Here is a 20,427-nt window from a genome sequence, read left to right as displayed (position 1 = left end):
CACCTCAGATGTGATAGTTGTCCTCGATAGCGTCAAGAAGACCGTATTCAAGGAGTATCTCTTCAAGTCTTTCCTGAGTAAGAGGCTTTGGAATAACAAACTGTGTATTTTCCTCGATCTTTTTTGCAAGCTCGCGGTACTCGTCAGCCTGATGAGCATCGGGCTTGTGGTCGATAACAGTCTTTTTGTGTATCTCTGCTCGCTGTACTTCGTTGTCACGGGGAACAAAGTGTATGAGCTGAGTTCCCAGTTCCTTTGCAAACGCAGCAACAAGCTCACGCTCACGGTCAACGTTACGGCTGTTGCAGATGATGCCGCCAAGACGTACACCGCCCTGTTTTGCGTATCTTGCAATACCCTTTGAGATGTTGTTGGCAGCATAGAGTGCCATCATCTCGCCGCTGGCAACAATGTATATTTCCTTTGCCTTGCCCTCACGGATAGGCATTGCAAATCCGCCGCATACAACGTCGCCGAGTACGTCATAGAATACATAATCGAGGTCGTCTGTGTATGCTCCGAGTCTTTCGAGAAGTCCGATAGAAGTAATGATACCGCGTCCCGCACAGCCTACACCAGGCTCAGGGCCGCCTGATTCTACGCAGCGTGTTCCGCCGTAGCCCTCTTTGAGGATATCTTCAAGCTCGATATCTTCGCCGTTCTCGCGGAGAGTATCAAGAACAGTTCTCTGTGCAAGTCCGCCGAGAAGAAGTCTTGTTGAGTCTGCCTTTGGGTCGCAGCCGACTACCATTACTTTATTGCCGCGTTCAACAAGTCCTGCTGTGAGGTTCTGTGTAGTGGTAGATTTACCGATGCCGCCCTTTCCGTAAATTGCGATCTGTCTTATTTCCTTAGCCATTTTTATTTACACCTTTCATTCTTATATTTTCATAATTTTTCGTCAGCCGCAGCCAAAAGCTGATATCTTATGGCTTGCGGCTTTAAATATTGAGGATAACTGTACCGCTGCAAGCAGAGAAAACGCAGCGGCACAGTACAGGATAAAGCTCCTGTGGGCATGAAGCCGTCAACCGTGTGAGAATGTATCCTTATGCGCGATACGCTTTAAGTATATCTGGTCGCCGTAGTCCTTTTCGCCCGGAACTCCGATAGCGTCCGCACGGCATCGCTGACAATGCCTGAATACATCTATATATTTTGCAGCCTTCGCCCTGACGCTCTCTATCTGAGCGCAGGTGGGTTCGGGATAATCTTTAAGCTCATTCTGAGGGATAAGCGGGATAATATTGTATATGGAAGCACCTGCTTCCGTTACAGTTTTCGCTATCTCCTCGATGTGCTCGTCGTTTATGCCGATAACAAGCACTGTATTGACCTTTATGGTAATGCCTGCCGCGCTGACTTTGCGTATGCCTTCAAGCTGATTTTTTATGAGTATCTCGGCAGCTTCAACGCCCGTATAATGCTTTCCGTGCCAGAGTATGCCCCTGTTGAGTTTGGCTTCGATCTCGGGATCGACCGCGTTGACTGTGACAGTAAGGGAGTCGATATCCGTTGAGATTATTTCGTCAGCCTTTTCAGCAAGAAGAAGTCCGTTTGTGCTCATACACTTCACAAGGTCGGGGAAGTTCTTCTTTATGAGCCTGAACGTTTCCAGCGCGAAGTCCGAAGCAAGAGTGTCTCCCGGACCTGCTATTCCTGCAACTTTGATAGCAGGACATAGTTCAAGTGACTTCTTTATTACATCAATTGCTTCTTCGGGCTTTATGACCGTCGAAGCAACTCCTGGACGCTTTTCGTAATCGTTGATGCGTCTGTCGCAGAAGCGGCACTCGATGTTGCAGGTAGGACTTATGGGAAGATGTATCCTTCCTGTTGTTCCTTTCTTTCCCCTTGCATAGCAGGGGTGCTTATCGGTCAGTTCTTCGTAGGATATCGCCATTTATCCACCTCCCATAATTTGTCGCTCTTTATCTTTTCTATCAGCGGTTCGATGGGAAACGGAGCTTCGTACACCGTAAGTCCACGGCATTCAAGCTGCTGTGAAGCGCCCTGTCCGATCTTTGCAACAAGAACTGCGTGAACGTCACTTAATACTTCTATGATCTTATCGAATGAAGAATCATTGTGATAGTGTCCCTGACAGACACGTTCCACCTCTCTTGTACCTGTAAAGCTGTAATTTCCTGTTTCAGCATCAAGTTCTATAATGTGAAATCTCTCTGCGTGACCGAAATGCTGATTTACGACGATACCGTCGGTTGAAGCGATAGCTATTCTATACGCCATATTTTACCTCCTTTGCTAACGGGTATGCTTATATTATACATAGGCTTAGTATGTTTGTCCAATACTTGTTACCGAGATTTGGTTCTCAAAAAAACTGATAGCGCGATCAATATTAATAACAATGCCCCGAAGCGTTAAAACGCTTCGGGGCAAAATTTATATATGCATCTTATTTAAGAAGCTCCTTGCGGAACTCTACCACGTCAAATACATCAACGCTGTTGTCGCCGTTCATGTCGGCAGCCTCAAACTGCTCCTTAGTGAACTTATATGTGCCGTGGATATATCTGTTCATGAGTATCAGGTCGCCTACATTGAACGAGCCGTTGCCGTTGATATCGCCCTTTTCGTAGGTCTCTGCACCTATCTCAACAAACTTTATGCCGTACATCTTAGCGTAAGCCTCTGCTGTAGAGCCCTTATAGCCGTGGATAACGGTATCAGCCAACTTATAGGTATTAGTTTCTTCAAGTCTGTCGGCTAATGTTCTTGCTGAAGAATATACCATAGGAGGCATTTGCAGACCTTCAATTCCGCTATCATATTTATATTCAAGGTGCTTTGCAGGTATAGTCTGATCGCCTGCACATATCTCGCACTCAGGGTCATAAATGTAGATATCCTTCATATATATCGCGTTCTTGAATGCATCGAAGTCGATAACATGAGAGTAAACATCTGCTCTTGACAGTATATCTTCATGACTGTAAACCATTTCCCAGCTCATTTTAGTAACGCTCTTCGGTACGACCAACTGACCTGATACTCTTATTCTTGCGATACCTACTGTGCCCTCACGCGGAGCTACATCAATATAATGATCGTATTTTATATCTACGAGCCAGTTATCAAGATAACCCAAACCGCCATCGAACTTCACAGCAGGAACTTCATAGAACGCCTGATAGCCGATATGTTTTACGCTGTCAGGTATTTTTACATCTTCAAGAGCAGTACAGCTTAAAAACGCTCCATCACATATAATGTCGAGTTTCTCAGGCATTTCGATCTTTTTGAGCTTCTGTGAGCCGACAAAAGCATTCCTGCCGATGACCTCAACACTGTCGGGAAGCTTTACTGTCTTGACGTATTTCAGGCTGTGGAAAGCTCCGCTGCGGATAGTCTTAACGCCGTCAGGAACGACTATTTCATCTGCCTCATAATTGGACGGAACTTTTACAAGCTCGGTCATATCCTTTGTGTATATTATTCCGTCAACGGAAGTAAAGTACTGATTGTCCTTGCTGACCTCATAATATGAAGTGTTATCCATCATGAGATCGGGACTTACTTTGAATGTTGTGATAGTTGAAGGAAGTGTGACCTTGCCCGCTTTCATGTTGCAGTTCACAACAAAAGTCGTTACGGGAACTCCCTTGACAGTCTCAGGGATAACAACGTCCTTGACATCAGCGTTGGCAGTGCCTTTAAGTCTTACACTTGCATGGCTTTTGCCGTATATCCAGTACAAAGCGCCCGATTCTTCATCGTCGTATATATCAGGACCTACTAATGTGTTCAAAGGCTCGAACTCCTCGAATATTCTCCTGTATTTAAGTGCGTAAGCCTCTGCTGTAGAGCCCTTTACTCCGCGGATAACAGTGTCGTATCTGGCAGGATTGCCCTTCTTTATAGGAGCGTGATAAACCTTTGGTAAATTATCACTGCTGCCACTGATAGTGTTATCTCCGACTACCCATACACTGCTGCTTTCGTTCTTATCGGGCTTTGTCTCGTCAAGGTCTATCAGAGATGTATTTGCAGATACAAAAATAGTTTTTGAACCTGAACCTGAACTGCTTACTTTAGATACACTATGGCTGAGGGTATAATCGAGAGGTTCTTCCACTTCGTCCTCAACATCGGTATAGGTATATTCTCTCCAGTAAGACGGGATAGACATATTATCATCATCTATTTTGCAGTCAGGGTCGAAAACGTGTACTTCCTTGACATTCAAGCAGCCGATACATCTTGCAGGGATAACGTTATTATAGAACTCTACCAGCTCCAACGGCATTTTCAGACCAAAAGCAAGATACATTCCTACGTGCTTTACGGAAGCAGGTACAGTTATTACTCTCAGGTGGTTTCTGCTGACGCACATTCCTGCTGCTGTTCCGACAGTGCCCTCTCTGATATCAGCGCGTTGTATATCAGGGTCAGAAGCTACAGCCCAGTTGTCTACATAGTGTATGCCGCCATCTTTGACTACGCAGCCTGCGTCCGTGAAGGCAGGATTCTCGATAGTATCGACACTTTCGGGGATAGTAAGCTCTTTCAGCGCGAAGCAGCCTGCGAATGTATAAGGATAGATATGTGTGAGACTATTTGACAGGTTTATGCTTTCAAGAGCTTCACAGCCAAAGAAAACGCACTGCTCGATAGTCTTGACATTATCCGTCATTTCTACCTTTTTGAGAGTCTTGCAGCAGACAAATGCACCGCTTGCTATCTTTTCGGTCTCAGCAGGCAGTTTCACCTCTGTTATGCCGCTTTCGGGCGGACAAGCCACCAGAGTTTTCTTATCCTTTGTGTACAGGATACCGTCAATGACCGTGAAATTCTCATTGTCCTCGGTCACAGCTATCTCATTCATAGCGGCTTCAGCGATTTCAAGCCAGTTCAAAACGGCGATATTCTTGGAAAGCGTCAGTTTTTTCAGCTTTTCGCAGTCTCTGAATGCGCCGAACTCAAAGCCCACTACAGGCAAGCCGCTGATAGTCTCGGGAACTGTGAATTCTTCGATATCCTTATCGGAAACATACTTCAATGAAGCATATCCGTCATATATTTCAAATTGCAGACCGTCCTTGCTTTCAGTTCTTTTTGCGGATTCAAAAGTGTATTCCTTGCTGCCCGTTTCCTCGGCAGCAGCAACAGTATTGCCAATATTTGCAACAGGTATTATGCCCGTAACGGAACTGCTTATCAAAGCGAGTGCAGCAAGTGTAGAAATTAAACCTTTCATTCAAAAAAGCCTCCCATATCCATATTAATGACTATATTACATAGTTTTTGTGAATTATATTATATCATTTTATAATAATTATGTCAATATAAAAGCCCGATATCTCTTGATTTTTGCTTAGATTTAGTATATAATTAATCTGATAAGTAAAATCATAGATTAAATTATGGGCTGCGTATAAAATTATTAAACTCTGTGCGTCGTCCAAGGGACAGGGATATGAAAAATGAATCAGATACTTGATAAGATCATGAGTAAGCTCATCAGCGGAGGCTTCGTCAAATCCGAAGACACTGAGATCGTCCGCTTCGGGCTTGAGCTTACTATCATGAAAACCATCATCTCGGCAGCTATGCTTATAGTTGCTTTTGCACTTCACAGTGCTCCTGCCGTCATATTCTTTATGGCGGTATATCAACCGCTCCGCAGCTGCTGCGGCGGCTACCACGCCAGAACACGGTGCTTATGCTTCTTTTCTTCAATGATGATACTTTTATCGGTCATCGCCGCAGAAAAGCTCCTCACCGATACGTTGGGGCTTATATCATCGCTTTTCTTTATCATATCAGGACTTGTTCTGATATTCATTTTCGCACCTACAGATACTCCGACAAAGCCTTTCGACAATATAGAACGCATCGTATTCCGCAAACGTTCGCTTATTGCAGCGTTCTTTTCCGTGATCGCTGCCGATGTATTCATGTTTTTCGGCTTTTGTTCGCTGCTTATTTCAGCTTCAATGGCGATCTTCTATACAGGTCTGCTGCTGATAATAGGACGATCACTTAACAAGAAAGGAGCGATAGCATGATAAATATAGCTATATGCGATGATGACAACGATATCATCAAAACACTGAAAGAAGCCATCTCTGAATACAGCACCTCCAATTCCCTCGAATTCAAGGTGCAGAGCTTCGGCTGCGGCGAAAAGCTGCTCGAAAGCAAGATCAACTTCGATCTGGTATTCCTCGACATTGAAATGAGCGGCATCGACGGTCTGAAAACAGCACAGCTGTTCAGACAGATGGATCGCCGCGCAAAGATCGTTTACGTCACAAACCACTCCGAGTGTGCTCTGCGCAGCTATGCTGTCCACCCATTCGATTTCGTGGTCAAGCCATTCAAAAAGGAACGCATCTACAGCGTCCTGAACGAGCTGTCGCATTACCTTTCGGAAGATACCGAGAACGAAGCCGTTATCCAGCTCAAAGGCGAGGACGGGCCTCTGCTCCTCAGCCTGCGTAATATTTACGTATTTGAATATACCGGCAACCGCAGGATAACAGTTTACACTAAATCCGAAAAATACCGCATAAAAGGCAGTCTTTCCGATATATTCTCCCTGATAAACTCAGAAAGCTTCGTTTCTCCTCATAAAAGCTTTATTATCAATATGGAGCATATCGACAAGCTAAACAGCTTCACACTTTATACCACAAACGGTATAGAAGTACCCGTCGCCCAGAAAAAGCTGAAGGAATTCCACAACGAATTCAGCCGCTTCATAAAGAACTACATAAGACAGGGGTAAGATATGAACTACTTAATACATTTTGCATCATCTATCGCATTCTATATCTATTCTTTTGTTATGTTCGAGAAGATATACACCTCAAAAAGACACCATATCGCTACTCAGCTCCTGTGCCTTCTGCTGGCTTCCGTGGGAATGACTCTGGTACAAAAGGTCGATATCCCCGTTGTCAGACTGGTGTACAGCTTTTCATCAATGATAATACTCAACATAGTATTCTATAAGTATCAGAGCCGAAGTTTTATCATATATGACGCGATAATCCTCACGATAATGATGATAGTCGAGATGCTGACGATACTCCTGCTGGCATTCACAACGGGCGTGACTACTGAGTTCGTCTTTCGCTCAAATCCTCTGTTTGCCGCAGCGGTCGTAATGGACTGGATAGTCATGCTGGCAATATCAAAAGGCTTCGTCGTCATGGCTTCGGGAAAGGGTCTTAACGATATCAGGACACAGGAGTTCCTCATGTTCTTCGTGCTCATAATCGGCGAGATAGTACTCTTTAACTTCCTCAACGACATGATCGTTACTTCCACAGGAAGATACGAGATAGTTGTTATCCTGCTGATATTTCTCCTGCTCGACCTCTACCTCACCTACCTCCTGCAAAGGATATCAAAAGCCTACCGCACGGAGAAAGAGCTCGAACTCGTTACACAGCAGTCCATGCTCCAGCTGAATGCGTACAAGGCGCTGAACGAAAAATACAACGCCTCAAGACGTATCATTCACGACGTAAAAAAGCATATCAGCTCCCTCGAAGGGCTCATCAACGCAAATAAAGCCGATGAAGCAGAACGCTACAAGGATCTGCTCAACGCCGAGCTCAACAAGCTCATGCCGCGCTTTGAGTGCGACAGCCCTATCCTTACAGTTGTTATCAACAATAAGCTCGAATCCGCCGACAACCTGAAGATCGACTTCAAGGTCGATGCGGAATTCACACTCGTTGACTTCATATCAAACCTTGATATAACCGCTATCTTCTCAAACCTGCTCGACAATGCCTTTGAAGCCTGTTCGGAGCTTCCCGAAGGCAAGCGCCATGTGTGGCTCTCAATAACGCGAAGGAACTATTTCGTGTTCATCTACCTCGAAAACACATTCAGCAGGGTAGAGCCCGACGCTGTTAAGGGCTTCAAGAGCACCAAAAAGTATCATCAGGGCATAGGCCTTTCTAATATCCGAAGCGCCTGCGAAAAATATCACGGAAGCTTCAATGCACACACCGAAGATGACCTTTTTATCACCGAAGTTCTTATACCTATCCCCGATGATGAAAACTCAGTACCGCCTCAGGAGTAAAGTCGGTATATGAATTTATACATACGAACACCCACCCGCAGCAGACACAATTGCAATATGAGAAAAGCGCGTTTTCAGCCCATTTACGTGCATTTATCAATGTTATTTGATTGAATCAAAGTGTAAAAATGCAAATAAACGGCGTTTAGTGCAAACATATTGACTTTTTCGGTTTCGCAAATATAATAATACTTAGGCGTCGTCCTAAAGGTGTCCGCTCAATCATTTATTCAGGAGGTATTTTCTAAATAATGAAAAATAACCTAAACACTGTCAAAGCCACTATTATGAAAGCCATCGTATCAAGATCAGTGAAGGCAGCAGAGCAGAACGCGAATTCCGCTTGCGCATGGTGGATCAACCAGCCTGAACCCCCCAAGGATCTCAAAAAACTCAGAAAATTTTAATCACTACTCTCTTTACCACAATCTATCACACACCCACATAACATTCTCTTTTAATGCCGCACTACATACCTACTCAAAGAAGCGTTTTTATCAATTACGCCGAACAGTAATTATCGCACCAATGCTGTTATCAGCAACAAGCACCAACAGTCTTATCACCAGCCGCAGCATTATCATCTAACAGACCTGACACACGGTCAACGGACAGGCAGATGATCGCGCAGTCACTTTTCGGACGACGAACCTAAATAAACGGACATTCCGGTCATTTATTTACATCGTGACTGCATCATTTGCGATAAAAGTGCCTGTACCTTTGATTACAGCCAACAGCTTTTATAATACATCATATCCCTTTAACGGAAGAAAAGGTCCTGCCGATAAAAATCGGCAGGCTGCCTTCTCCGTCATATAAGATCTTCGGTGATGATCATTAGTATGTCATTACTTCTTCGGAACAAACAGTGAACCCTTTTACGCTTTCAGATCTCTCTAAAAAACCATCTCTATAAATCTAATAACAACGCTTGAAAGTACAATAGCAAATCAGAATTTCCATTCATTTGCTTGTTTCGCAGTAAATCATACAGTGATTTTTCATAGAGGGAGTTCCGCTTCAACTCCTAAACAAAAAGTCCGTTCATGCAGAGAACGGGCTTTTTTTGTACCCACTCTACATTTCACCGTTTGTACACGATTCGGTCATGATTTGCACACACAAATATCTTGACTTTTTAGCCTGTAAATGATAAAATATTATCTGTTTAGTATTGTAATAATGCGGAATACGCCGTGTTAAATCAAGCATTACTAACGGATATCGGAGGAAAAACATGAAACATTATCTTGAATCCACTGAAGCTGTCCTGAAAGAGGTCGAAAGTACCGCTTCGGGACTTACCGCAGACGAAGCTGCAAAGCGACTCGAAAAAGTCGGTCAGAACAAGCTCGACGAACCGCCGAAGCCTACTCTTCTGGCAAGATTCATCGAACAATTCAAGAACCCGATGATAATCGTCCTTATCGCTGCCGCTGTGATATCCGCCATTACAGGTATCATCTCTGAGGGCAAGCTCGATGCAGACGTATTCATTATCCTTTTCGTTGTCATAGCAAATGCAGTTCTCGGCGTATATCAGGAAAATAAAGCTGAATCCGCTATCGAAGCTTTACAGGCTATGAGTGCCGCACAGAGCAAGGTATACCGCTCGGGCGAGCTCGTAGTTATACCAAGTGCGGAACTCGTACCCGGTGATGTCATCACACTCGAAGCAGGCGACAACGTTCCCGCAGACTGCCGTATCATCGAAGCAGCTGCTCTCAAAGCAGAAGAATCCGCCCTCACGGGTGAAAGCGTTCCGTCAGAAAAGGACAGCGCCGTTCTCAGCGGCGAGGAAGTACCTCTCGGCGACAGAAAAAATATGCTCTACATGGGCAGCAGTATCGCTTACGGACGTGCAGAGGCTGTAGTAGTCGCTACAGGTATGAAAACCGAAATGGGTAAGATCGCAGGCGCTATCGCTGACGCGGACGATGATGAGACTCCTCTCCAGAAGAGCCTCGACCAGCTCAGTAAGATACTCTCTATCGCAGTTCTCGTTATCTGCGTTATAATCCTCGGTCTTAATATAGTTCAGATGCTCGTAAAGAACGGTGCAATAACTCTCCCCGGCTTCCTTGAATCATTCATGATCGCTGTAAGCCTTGCAGTTGCTGCTATCCCTGAGGGTCTTGCAGCCGTTGTTACAGTCGTTCTTTCCATCGGCGTTACCAATATGTCAAAGCGCGGCGCTATCATACGCAGACTTACTGCTGTTGAGGCTCTCGGCTGTGCTCAGGTAATATGCTCCGATAAGACAGGTACTCTCACACAGAACAAGATGACAGTCGTTCAGGAGAACACAGACGACAAGGAGCTCCTTGCAACAGCTATGGCTCTTTGCTGTGACGCTGTTCTCAATTCCGACGATACGGTTGCGGGCGAGCCTACTGAGGCTGCTCTCGTAGCTTACGCACATAAGTGCGGTCTTAAAAAGTACGAGCTTGAAGCTGCTGCTCCAAGAGTTGCAGAAGCTCCTTTCGATTCGCTCAGAAAGATGATGTCCACAGTCCACAAGACCAACAAGGGCTATATCCAGTACACAAAGGGCGCTCCCGACGAAGTGCTGAAAAATTGTACTCATATGTTCAAAGAAGGCGGCGTTCGCATAATGACCGAGTCTGACAGACTTGAGATACTCCGCCGCAATAAGGAAATGGCAGATCAGGCTCTCAGAGTTCTTCTTGCAGCTTACCGCGAATACGATGAGCTTCCGAGCGATATCTCACCAGAGGGACTTGAGCACGATCTTATATACATCGGTATGACAGGTATGATCGACCCTGTCCGTCCCGAAGTAAAGGACGCTATCGGTCTTTGCCGCACAGCAGGCATACGTCCCGTTATGATAACAGGCGACCACAGAGATACTGCCGTTGCTATCGCTAAGGAGCTGGGTATCCTCGGCGAGGGTCAGCAGGCTCTCACAGGCGCAGAGCTCTCAAAGATACCTGATGACGAGTTCAACGCAACTGTTGAGAATTACAGCGTTTATGCGCGTGTTCAGCCTGAACACAAGGTTCGTATAGTAAACGCATGGCGCAAGAAGAATATGACCACTGCTATGACAGGCGACGGCGTTAACGACGCTCCGTCTATCAAGAGCGCTGATATCGGCGTTGGCATGGGCATCACAGGTACAGACGTTACTAAGAACGTTGCCGATATGGTCCTCACAGATGACAACTTCGCAACTATCGTAGGCGCTGTCGAGGAAGGCAGACGTATCTACGACAATATCCGCAAGGCTATACAGTTCCTGCTCTCCAGCAACCTCAGCGAGGTGCTCTGCATACTCATCGCTACACTGGGTCTGGGAAGCCTTACAGGCGGTTCATTCGTTATATTCAATCCTGTACACCTGCTCTGGATAAACCTTATCTCAGACTGCTTCCCTGCAATAGCTCTCGGCATGGAGCCTGCCGAAAACGGCATCATGTCGCGTAAGCCAAGAAGCAGCAATTCTCACATCTTCTCAGACGGTCTCGGCATCAATCTGCTGTGGCAGGGTACTGTTATCGCTGCTCTCACACTTGTTTCCTACGTTATCGGATACAACAGCGAGGGTCACGGCGCAGGCATGACAATGGCATTCATTACCCTCTGCGTTTGCGAAATGCTCCACGCATGGAACATGAGAAGCCTTAAAGAGTCCATATTCACTATGAAAAAACACAACATCGTACTCCTCGGTTCTATCGCACTTTCAGCAATACTCACAGTACCTGTACTCTTTATACCAAAGCTGAGAGAGATCTTCTCACTTTCAGCACTCACAGGCACAAATTACCTCTGGGCATTCCTCGCAGGAGCTTGCATAGTTCCTATCGTCGAGATAGTAAAGTGCTTCCAGCGCACAGCTTCTAAAAAGTGAGTAGAGAGTAGAAATTAGAGAGTAGTAAGGGCGCCCTTTGTGCGCCCTTGCTTATACCTATGAAAGGCTATTAAAATGAAAAAAGACGATTTAGACTACGTTATCGAAGCATTACAAAAACGAGATGAAATACTCATCAAGGATAAGTCCATAAGGCAGTACAATAAATACTTTGATATTATGCGAAAATACGCGAGGAAATTGATAGACGACGGTCGTCAGGCGGAATTGCTGCCCTTATTAGACAGTGACAATATATCATACCGCTCTGACGCAGCAGGTTTGCTTTTTCACTGTTATCCTGAGAAATGTCAGAAAGTATTAAAGGATATTTCAGAAATGTCTGTAGAAACAGGGCTTCCAAAATATTATATAAATCTAAGCATATCAGCAATAATGGCTTTGGAGCACGGTATCCCAAAAGATTTTCCATAAACCATATTGTATAGGACAGTGACTCCGATGTCCCATGATTTCAGTGAAACTATCGGGCTGTCGGTGACGTCATCTCCTACATTTTTATTCGTCTGCAAAAATAATGAATTATATAAAAGAGGTGTTACCATGAGACTAAGACCATACATTCCAAGCCACGACTTCGACGCTATAAAAGACTGGGTGACAGATGAACGCACAAACGCTCTGTGGAGCGCTAAACACGCACCGTATCCGCTCGAAAAAAACGCCTTTGACCAGTTCCTTGCAGATATGTACATCGAACACGGCGACTGCCCTTTCGTTGCAGCTGCCGACGACGGAACAGTCGTGGGATTTATATGCACTTCCATAAACAACGAAAGTAACGAAGCTATGCTCGCTTTTGTAGTTGTAGACCCTGCACAGCGCGGCAAGGGCTGCGGCAGGGAAATGGTACAGCTCGCCGCAAAGTACTGCTTCGAGATACTGAAAGCCGATGCGGTGCAGCTCAATGTGTTTACGGTCAACGAAAAAGCTCGCAAGTGCTACGAGAGTGCAGGCTTCACTGAGAGACATACAACTCCCGACGCATTTGAGTTTGGCAGCGAAAAATGGGGCAGATGCAATATGGTTTGTACAAGACGTTAGCCGTCAGCTATCAGCTTGTAGGGCGCACAACTGTGCGCCCGTTTTTTTTCATGATACATACAAACAGGGGCGGATAAATCCGCCCCTGTTACTTTCTGATGTCTGCTCGCTTACTTAGTTCCGTCAACAACATAGATGAACTTTACGCTGCCGTCCATGCTGTCGGAAATGCCTGAGTAGCTGTTATATTCACGCGATGCATCACGCAGAGCCTTCAGCTCGTCAACGATCTCAGGGAGATCCTTGTTTACAGCTCCTGTGATAACTGAGATGCCCTCGTCGTTGAACTTCTTCATACCGTCCCTGAGCTCCTTTGCGCCGCTCTCAAGCTGTCCTACGCCGCTTACAAGAGCACCGCTGCCGTTCTTGAGAGTACCGATACCGTCATAGAGCGCACCGCTGCCGCTTGAAAGCTTGCCTGCTCCGCTGCTGAGGAGCTTTATGGAGTCGTACAGTGTCTTAGCGCCGCCGCTGAGCTGAGTGCTGCCGCCGTAGAGCTGTGCAAGACCGCCGTCAAGGGATACTGCACCGTCTGAGAGCTGTCCAAGGCCGCCGTTAAGTGTAAGCGAACCCTGTGAGAGCTGTGCAAGACCGCTGTCAAGAGCTGCTGCGCCGTTTGAAAGCTGTCCTATGCCGCCGCTGAGGTCAACCGCGCCTACCGAGAGCCTGCCCAGACCGTCATTGAGTGAAGTATTGCCGCTGCTGAGCTTTGATATTCCGTTGAGGAGGGAATCAAGTCCGCCGATAAGCTGGCTGCTGCCGTTTGCAAGAGTACCTATGCCGGTGTCAAGAGCTGACGCACCAACGCTGAGTTCGATAGCGCCCTGTGAGAGCTGCTCTGTCGAACCTGAAAGCTGTGAAGCTCCTGCTGCAAGTGCCTTGCCGCCTTCGTTGAGCTGTCCCAGACCGCTCTGCAATGCTGCCGAGCCGTTCTTTGCAGCTTCAAGACCTGTGCTGAGCTGTCCCAGACCGCCGCTGAGCTGTGCTGCGCCTGATTCAAGCTGTGCTGCGCCTGCGCTGAGAGCACCGCCCTCGCTCATGGAAGCTGATATCTGCTTCTGACCGTCTATTGTCTGCTGTAATGTGCCTATTGCTACAGCGAGCTCCTGTGACGGAGACTGCTGGTATAATGCCTGTAATGCTGCGAGAGCCTGCTCATTTGCAGCGATAGTGGTATCAAGTGATGTACCTGCCTGTGTGATTCCTGCGCTGAGCTGTGAAGCTCCTTCGCTGAGCTGTAAAGCTCCGCCTGAGAGCTGGTCTGCGCCTGCCTTTGCGTTTCCGATACCCTCTGTAAGAGAATCCGCGCCGCTCTTAACTGTGCCGATACCGTCGGATACCTTGCCTGCGGACTCGCTGAGCTGTGCTGCGCCTGCACTGAGAGCTTCCGCACCCTCTGAGAGCTTTAATGTGCCTTCCTTGACCTGTGAGCTGCCTTCTTTAAGTGAGCCTACGCCGCTTGTGAGACTGCCTGCACCATTTTTGAGAGCTGCTGCTCCTTCGTCTACCTGTGCAAAGCCTGCCTTCAGAGCATCTGAGCCTGCTTTTGCGTCTTTAAGACCGCTGCTGAGAGCGTCTGCGCCTGCGCTTACCTTATCGAAACCGCCAACGAACTGTGAAGAGCCGTTCTTAGCGCTGCTGAGACCGTCGCTGAGCTGTGAAGCTCCGCTGCTGACCTGTCCGAGACCGTCAACGAGCTTTGCAGAGCCGTCCTTAGCACTGCCAAGTCCTGATGTGAACTTTCCTGTTGAATCCGAAAGGGTCTTTGCTCCGTCTGCAAGCTTCTTTGCGCCGTTATCAAGCTCCGCAGCACCGTTTTTCAGCTCCAGAGAGCCTGAAAGGAGCTTATCTATACCTGATGTGAGATCTCCTGTGCCGTCAGAGAGCTTCTTGATGCCGTCATAGAGAGCTGCTGTACCGTCAGTAAGCTTATCTGCGCCGTCGCTGAGCTCCTTTATCTTTGACTTCAGTGATTCGATATCAAATGTATTGTCAACATCGAGCTGTGAGAATATCTCGTTTGATACTACTGTTACGGAGGTATTCATCTCGAAATTGGTAACATCTGCGGAAAGCTCAAAGCTGTCGGGGATATCTATGTCAAGTCCGTCTATCCTGCCAAGATCGAGGCTGTCGCCAAGACCCGGGAAGCCTATGCCCACAACGATAAGTCTCTCGCCGTCTGAGATGATCTTGCCGTTTGTAACTTCAACATTGACGAATTTGTCTGTATTGAGCACTGCTGCGCTTGCTGCCATGAACGGAACGTATATCTCCTTGTTTGTGCCGTTCACCAGCTTTGTTACCTTCTGATTGTTCTTGTATGTCCAGCGGATAACAAGATGTCCGCTCTTACCCTTGATGCTCTCGGGAGTTACCTTCTCGCCGTCGAGGAAATACTCGATATTAACATCTACAGGGAGCTTCTTTGTTGATTTGCCCTTGTAGTAGATATCGCTGCCGTTTGCCTTCCAGTCGAGGTTCTGGTCGTTCATCACGCAGGTCTCGTCGCCCTTAACATTTACGATATCAGTAAGGGTCGAAAAATCGGATATGCTGCTGAGTGCGGGAGCATTTTTCAGCCAGTCGCTGACTACCACATTCTTTACGGAAGCATCGTTGTTGCAGAGGACGTATACTGTCTCGTCCTTGTAAGCCTTTTCGCCGTTGTCGCTTCTATCCGTATCTGAACTGCCTGCCTCGGGAGCACCTGTACTGCCTGTGCTCTCCTTCTTTTCAGTGTTGTTTGCGTATGCTATAGAACCTGTTGCTCCTGCGGAAACTACCATTGCAACGAGGGCTGCCATTACCTTATTGAGCTTTTTCATATCTGTCTCTCCTTTTACAAAGCTATTGGTCGCGGTTTATACTGTTCCGAAAATGTGTTTTTGTTTTTCTGAGGTGTCATTCTTTGGGAGGAAGCCTGCACTGGTCTTGCAGATGATCTTATCGAAGATCATGAACATTGACGGCAGTACAGTTACAACGACTACCATTGAGATGAGAGCACCTCTTGCAAGGAGCATACACAGCTCCGAGATAAGACCGATATCAGAGTAAAGTGCAACGCCGACTGTTGCAGCAAAGAATCCGAGTGCCGATGTGATTATGGACTTTATCGACGTACCCAGTGCAATGCCTACGGACTCTGCCTTGTCCTTGCCGCTGCTGCGCTCTGTACGGTAACGTGTGGTCATGAGTATCGCATAGTCAACTGTCGCACCGAGCTGTATTGTTCCGATAACGATAGGAGCTATGAATGAGAGCTTTGAGCCTGTAAAGTATGCTGTGCCAAGATTTATCATGATGGCAAGCTCGATGACCGATACAAGTATTATCGGAAGTGATATCGAACGGAAGGTGAATGCGATGATGAGGAAGATAGCTCCTATTGAAAGGAAGTTTACTATCTTGAAGTCCCTGTCGGTGATAGTGATGAGGTCCTTTGTCGCAGGAGCTTCACCGATGAGCATTCCGTTTCTGTCGTATTTCAGCGCGATCTTGTTGATCTTCTCTACCTGTGCGTTTACCGCATCGGAAGCTACTTCATATTCAGAGCCTATCAGCATGAGCTGCCACTTGTCGCTCTTGAGTATGCTCTTTAATTCCTGTGGAACGACTTCCTCCGGTATAGCCGAGCCTACCAGTGAATTGAAGCCCATCGTGAACTGAACGCCGTCAACATTGTTTATCTCGTTGAGCATCTTGTTTGCGTCCTTTGCGGTCATATCCGACTTTACCATGAGGATATGCGTGCTGTTCATATTGTAATCCTCAGCCAGCTTTGTGTTGGCGATAACGCTGTCGAGATGAGCGGGGAGCGTGCTGTCCAGCTTGTAGTACACACCGTAGTTGTTATTGCCGTAGAGTGCAGGGATAAGAACTACGATCGCAGCTGTAAGGAATATCCATGAGTTTCTTACGATGAATGATGATGTACGTGAGAAGCTCGGGAGGAAATCCTTGTGTGAGGTCTTTGCGATAGCCGCATCAAATATGAGTATCATTGCAGGGAGAACTGTTACGCAGGAGATAACGCCGCATACAACGCCCTTTGCCATTACGATGCCGAGGTCAAGACCAAGTGTGAATGTCATGAAGCACATTGCAAGGAAGCCTGCAACTGTTGTGAACGAGCTTCCTACAACTGATGTTATGGTAGCTGCTATAGCGTGTGCCATAGCCTCCTGTCTGTCTTCGGGGTAGTAGTTCTGCTGCTCTTTGTAGCTGTGCCATAGGAATATGGAGTAGTCCATCGTAACGCCCAGCTGCAATACCATTGCAAGAGCCTGTGTGATAAAGGATATCTCGCCAAGTACGATGTTTGAACCAAGGTTCCAGACTACTGCAAATCCTATGCTCAGCATAAAGAATACAGGGATAAGGAAGGAATCCATGGTGAGCATAAGAACTATGCTCGTGAGTATGACTGCAATAACTGCGTATATGAGAGTCTCGCTCTGTGTGAGCTTCTTCATATCAAGAGTTATTGCTGACATTCCGCTTATGAAGCACTCTTTTGAGGTAATGTTCCTCATTTCCTCAACTGCATCAAGAGTGCCGTCTGCGGAAGTCGTATCGTCAAAGAATACCGCTATCATAGTGGTATCGCCCTTATTGAAGAAATCGTGGATATTGTCGGGAAGTATCTCCATAGGTATCTTGCAGTCTGTAAGCGACTGGTAGCAGACTACACTTGAAACATGGTCGATGTTCCCGATCTTATCGGCAGTCGCCGCAACGTCCTTGTCGCTCATGCCTTCGAGCATCACAAGGGAGAAGCCGCCCTGTCCGAATTCATCTTTCAGAATATCCTGACCTATCATTGTATTTATATCCTTCGGCAGATAAGAAAGAATATCATAGTTTACACGGGTATTCACGAACCCGATCGCCGAAGGGATCAGCATAAGCACACCAAAAACGAGGATAAGACCTCTGTGCTTTGCTATCCATTCACCGAATTTCAGCATATTATCGTTCCTTTCCTGATAAATTCCGAGCGTATATTGAAAGTCCGCGAGCCAAGGATACCTTTAGGAGAAATATGCGATCCTGCCTGGGAAAACAGAAAGCTTAACACAGACTTCACGGACTTACAATATACGCCCGTTTCTCTTGTTATTTCATAGTATATTACAAAAATGACTGATAGTCAACACTTGAAACGTTAAAAAATGACTTTCGGTCATATTTTTGTATGGTTGCACAAACAGCGGCAGGATTTACCTTGACCATTGGTCAATTTTACGCCCTTGACAGGCTCTGTTTTTCGGGCTATAATAAATACAAGCAAATCAGTTGTTAGCCAGCGGAAAGGTGTGTAAAAATGGGAAAGGTCGATACAAATAAAAAGCTTAAAGAAAGCTCACTGCTGAAAACTGCCTTTGAGTTCTTTACGACAAAGGGCTTCAGTAAGACTTCCATAACCGACATCGTAAGCAAAGCGGGTGTTGCAAAAGGAACTTTTTATCTGTATTTCAAGGATAAATACGATATCCGCAATAAACTTGTGTCTCATAAATCAAGTCTGCTGTTCAAGACCGCGCTGAACGAGCTCGGAAGTGAACTCGATGACATTCCTTTTGAAGATAAGATCATAAAAATCGTCGATAATATCGTAAATCAGCTCAATAACAACCAGTCACTCCTGACTTTTATTTCCAAGAACCTGAGCTGGGGCATATTCAAGAACGCAATAACCTCTCCTGTATCGGAAGATGATATTAATTTCGCAGAGGTATACTACAATATGCTCGAAGAATCACCGAACGGCTTCCGCGACCCCGAGATAATGCTGTTTATGATAATCGAGCTCGTCAGCTCTACCTGCTATTCGGCTATCCTGTATAAGGAACCGTGCTCGTTGGACAAGCTCAAACCATACCTGTATGATTCTATCAGGCTCATTATTTCCCAGCATGAACTGAAAGGCGAAAAGTAAAACAAAAGGCAGTCCATACGGACTGCCTTTATTGTTTTATACGGACTGCCTATCGGGTGATGTTCTTCAGCCATTTATACTTCATGTAATGCTTATATACAACAGGTATTTTCACGAACTCGTCCAGCGTGAGTATAAACGCCACTGCAAGCACAGGGAGCTTCAGCCAGAAGGCTGCTATCATACCCATTGGCACTACCACGCACCAGAGCGTTACAATGTCGCATATCATGCCGAATCTCGTGTCTCCGCCCGCAGGGAAGATCCCTCCTATCACAGTGGAATTCAGAGAATTTCCAATGATATAGTAAGCCGCCATGAACATCATGAACTTCAGATAATACTGCGCTTTGCCGTTAAGTGTTATTACATTCAGGATAAGCGGCGTTACTGCAAGTATAACTATTCCCGAACCAATGCCTATCCATATGGACAGCCGCACGAACTTGCCGCCTGCCTTTTTCGCCTCCTCGATCTCGTTCCTGCCCAGCATACCGCCGAGGATTATGCCTACACCTGCCGCAATGCCCCAGCAAAGGCTCGCTATCATGCTGCGGACTATGCTCGCTATGGAGTTGGCTGCGACCGCACTGCTTCCGAGATGTCCCATTATTACCGAGTACATGGTTACTCCGCCGCCCCAGCCAAGCTGATTGAACAGCAGCGGCAGGGTATACTTCCCGTAGTCCTTGTGCAGCGAGCGGTCATTGGTGCGGAACATCAGCTTTACTCGCAGCGGTATGCACTTTCCGCGCATGATGACCGCAAGAATGAACAGGCACTCAAATGCCCTCGCTATGACTGTTGCCACAGCTGCACCTGCTATGCCCATCTTGAAAAACGGTCCGATACCGAATATCAGCAGCCAGTTCATGAGTATGTTCAGTACGACCGCCAGACTGCCTATCAGCGAGCTCATACCTGCAAGGTCACAGACCTTCATTATGCCAAAATACGCCTGCGAAAAACCTGCAAGAAAATACGACAGCGCCACTGTACGAAGGTATACTCCGCCAAGATGTATGAGCTGGGGGTCGTTTGTGAATATATGCATTATCTGCTCGGGAACAATAAGCGCCGCCAGAGTAAATACAGCTCCCACGAGCAGCGAATACCGCATAGTCATCGCAAGTATCTCCTCGACGGTGTTCTTGTCTTTTTTGCCCCAGTACTGAGCCGCAAGGACGTTGCAGCCCGACATGAATGCGTTGACGAACAGGCTGTAGACAAAGCCTATCTGCGCTGCCAGCGACGAAGCCGACAGCGAATCCTGATCGAGAAAACCCAGCATAAAAGCGTCCGAAGCCGATACCAACGACATCATCAGGTACTGGAAGGCTATGGGCGCTACAATGGTGAACAATTTTTTGTATATACTTTTATTTTCCTGCATATTTCTCCTTTATTCTGTAGGGACGACCTTTGGTCGTCCGCTGATGAAACAACGTCCAACGATAAACTTTGTAGGGA

The 20,427-nt window shown here is 46.6% G+C and carries 15 protein-coding genes; 8 read left to right on the top strand and 7 right to left on the bottom strand.

Features of this window, described 5'->3' with window-relative positions; all coding sequences use genetic code 11:
* Window positions 1-4: 4 nt before the first annotated feature.
* From nifH to K6G33_RS03715, 4 genes are all read right to left on the bottom strand, one after another.
* On the bottom strand, window positions 5-859 hold the full coding sequence (gene nifH / locus K6G33_RS03730) for a nitrogenase iron protein (protein ID WP_296776437.1): 855 nt from the start codon (window positions 857-859) through the stop codon (window positions 5-7).
* A 168-nt stretch (window positions 860-1,027) separates the two neighbouring features.
* Window positions 1,028-1,903, bottom strand: a complete 876-nt coding sequence (locus tag K6G33_RS03725) for a radical SAM protein (protein ID WP_296776435.1) — start codon at window positions 1,901-1,903, stop codon at window positions 1,028-1,030.
* Entirely contained in the window at window positions 1,879-2,250 is a 372-nt protein-coding gene (locus tag K6G33_RS03720) for a NifB/NifX family molybdenum-iron cluster-binding protein (protein WP_296776434.1), read from the bottom strand. Before K6G33_RS03720 ends, K6G33_RS03725 begins: the two co-directional genes overlap by 25 nt.
* A gap of 169 nt (window positions 2,251-2,419) precedes the next feature.
* Window positions 2,420-5,221: a leucine-rich repeat protein gene (locus tag K6G33_RS03715; protein WP_296776432.1), complete on the bottom strand. Its 2,802-nt coding sequence runs from the start codon at window positions 5,219-5,221 to the stop codon at window positions 2,420-2,422.
* Window positions 5,222-5,447: 226 nt separating this feature from the next.
* On the opposite strand from K6G33_RS03715, the gene K6G33_RS03710 reads away from it, so the two are divergent.
* From K6G33_RS03710 to K6G33_RS03680, 7 genes are all read left to right on the top strand, one after another.
* A complete protein-coding gene (locus K6G33_RS03710; RefSeq protein WP_296776430.1) occupies window positions 5,448-6,032 on the top strand; it encodes an accessory gene regulator ArgB-like protein in 585 nt (194 codons plus the stop codon).
* Window positions 6,029-6,754 carry a LytTR family DNA-binding domain-containing protein gene (locus tag K6G33_RS03705; protein ID WP_296776429.1) on the top strand — a complete coding sequence of 242 codons (726 nt, stop codon included), beginning with the start codon at window positions 6,029-6,031 and terminating at the stop codon, window positions 6,752-6,754. Before K6G33_RS03710 ends, K6G33_RS03705 begins: the two co-directional genes overlap by 4 nt.
* 3 nt (window positions 6,755-6,757) lie before the next feature.
* Window positions 6,758-8,068 carry a sensor histidine kinase gene (locus K6G33_RS03700; protein ID WP_296776427.1) on the top strand — a complete coding sequence of 437 codons (1,311 nt, stop codon included), beginning with the start codon at window positions 6,758-6,760 and terminating at the stop codon, window positions 8,066-8,068.
* 251 nt (window positions 8,069-8,319) lie between these two features.
* A complete protein-coding gene (locus tag K6G33_RS03695) occupies window positions 8,320-8,475 on the top strand; it encodes a cyclic lactone autoinducer peptide (RefSeq protein WP_296776426.1) in 156 nt (51 codons plus the stop codon).
* Window positions 8,476-9,308: 833 nt separating this feature from the next.
* Window positions 9,309-11,948: a cation-translocating P-type ATPase gene (locus tag K6G33_RS03690; protein ID WP_296776424.1), complete on the top strand. Its 2,640-nt coding sequence runs from the start codon at window positions 9,309-9,311 to the stop codon at window positions 11,946-11,948.
* Between the two features lie 75 nt (window positions 11,949-12,023).
* A complete protein-coding gene (locus K6G33_RS03685) occupies window positions 12,024-12,383 on the top strand; it encodes a hypothetical protein (RefSeq protein WP_296776422.1) in 360 nt (119 codons plus the stop codon).
* Window positions 12,384-12,512: 129 nt separating this feature from the next.
* Window positions 12,513-13,013: a GNAT family protein gene (locus K6G33_RS03680; RefSeq protein WP_296776420.1), complete on the top strand. Its 501-nt coding sequence runs from the start codon at window positions 12,513-12,515 to the stop codon at window positions 13,011-13,013.
* A 110-nt stretch (window positions 13,014-13,123) separates the two neighbouring features.
* Here the strand turns inward: K6G33_RS03680 and K6G33_RS03675 are convergent, their stop codons facing one another.
* Together K6G33_RS03675 and K6G33_RS03670 are read right to left on the bottom strand one after the other, a co-directional pair.
* Window positions 13,124-15,841 (bottom strand): hypothetical protein, encoded by a 2,718-nt coding sequence (locus K6G33_RS03675; RefSeq protein ID WP_296776419.1) that lies wholly within the window; start codon window positions 15,839-15,841, stop codon window positions 13,124-13,126.
* A gap of 36 nt (window positions 15,842-15,877) precedes the next feature.
* Window positions 15,878-17,986 carry an MMPL family transporter gene (locus K6G33_RS03670; protein ID WP_296776417.1) on the bottom strand — a complete coding sequence of 703 codons (2,109 nt, stop codon included), beginning with the start codon at window positions 17,984-17,986 and terminating at the stop codon, window positions 15,878-15,880.
* Between the two features lie 356 nt (window positions 17,987-18,342).
* Here K6G33_RS03670 and K6G33_RS03665 point away from each other — a divergent pair, with 356 nt between their 5' ends.
* Entirely contained in the window at window positions 18,343-18,957 is a 615-nt protein-coding gene (locus tag K6G33_RS03665) for a TetR/AcrR family transcriptional regulator (protein WP_296776415.1), read from the top strand.
* A 49-nt stretch (window positions 18,958-19,006) separates the two neighbouring features.
* Here the strand turns inward: K6G33_RS03665 and K6G33_RS03660 are convergent, their stop codons facing one another.
* The gene (locus K6G33_RS03660) at window positions 19,007-20,350 is read right to left on the bottom strand and encodes an MATE family efflux transporter (RefSeq protein WP_296776413.1); all 1,344 of its coding nucleotides are present in this window, start codon (window positions 20,348-20,350) and stop codon (window positions 19,007-19,009) included.
* Window positions 20,351-20,427: the final 77 nt, after the last annotated feature.

The organism is Ruminococcus sp., from assembly GCF_024691275.1.
GTDB lineage: Bacteria > Bacillota > Clostridia > Oscillospirales > Ruminococcaceae > Ruminococcus.
The sequence above is the reverse complement of the archived record's forward strand: the minus strand, read 5'-3'. Positions and strand labels throughout refer to the sequence as shown.

Coding starts and splice junctions, on each gene's coding strand:
- nifH (WP_296776437.1), bottom strand. CDS start 859: ATGGCTAAGGAAATAAGACAGATCGCAATTTACGGAAAGGGCGGCATC.
- K6G33_RS03670 (WP_296776417.1), bottom strand. CDS start 17,986: ATGCTGAAATTCGGTGAATGGATAGCAAAGCACAGAGGTCTTATCCTC.
- K6G33_RS03675 (WP_296776419.1), bottom strand. CDS start 15,841: ATGAAAAAGCTCAATAAGGTAATGGCAGCCCTCGTTGCAATGGTAGTT.
- K6G33_RS03705 (WP_296776429.1), top strand. CDS start 6,029: ATGATAAATATAGCTATATGCGATGATGACAACGATATCATCAAAACA.
- K6G33_RS03660 (WP_296776413.1), bottom strand. CDS start 20,350: ATGCAGGAAAATAAAAGTATATACAAAAAATTGTTCACCATTGTAGCG.
- K6G33_RS03700 (WP_296776427.1), top strand. CDS start 6,758: ATGAACTACTTAATACATTTTGCATCATCTATCGCATTCTATATCTAT.
- K6G33_RS03715 (WP_296776432.1), bottom strand. CDS start 5,221: ATGAAAGGTTTAATTTCTACACTTGCTGCACTCGCTTTGATAAGCAGT.
- K6G33_RS03685 (WP_296776422.1), top strand. CDS start 12,024: ATGAAAAAAGACGATTTAGACTACGTTATCGAAGCATTACAAAAACGA.
- K6G33_RS03710 (WP_296776430.1), top strand. CDS start 5,448: ATGAATCAGATACTTGATAAGATCATGAGTAAGCTCATCAGCGGAGGC.
- K6G33_RS03720 (WP_296776434.1), bottom strand. CDS start 2,250: ATGGCGTATAGAATAGCTATCGCTTCAACCGACGGTATCGTCGTAAAT.
- K6G33_RS03665 (WP_296776415.1), top strand. CDS start 18,343: ATGGGAAAGGTCGATACAAATAAAAAGCTTAAAGAAAGCTCACTGCTG.
- K6G33_RS03695 (WP_296776426.1), top strand. CDS start 8,320: ATGAAAAATAACCTAAACACTGTCAAAGCCACTATTATGAAAGCCATC.
- K6G33_RS03725 (WP_296776435.1), bottom strand. CDS start 1,903: ATGGCGATATCCTACGAAGAACTGACCGATAAGCACCCCTGCTATGCA.
- K6G33_RS03680 (WP_296776420.1), top strand. CDS start 12,513: ATGAGACTAAGACCATACATTCCAAGCCACGACTTCGACGCTATAAAA.
- K6G33_RS03690 (WP_296776424.1), top strand. CDS start 9,309: ATGAAACATTATCTTGAATCCACTGAAGCTGTCCTGAAAGAGGTCGAA.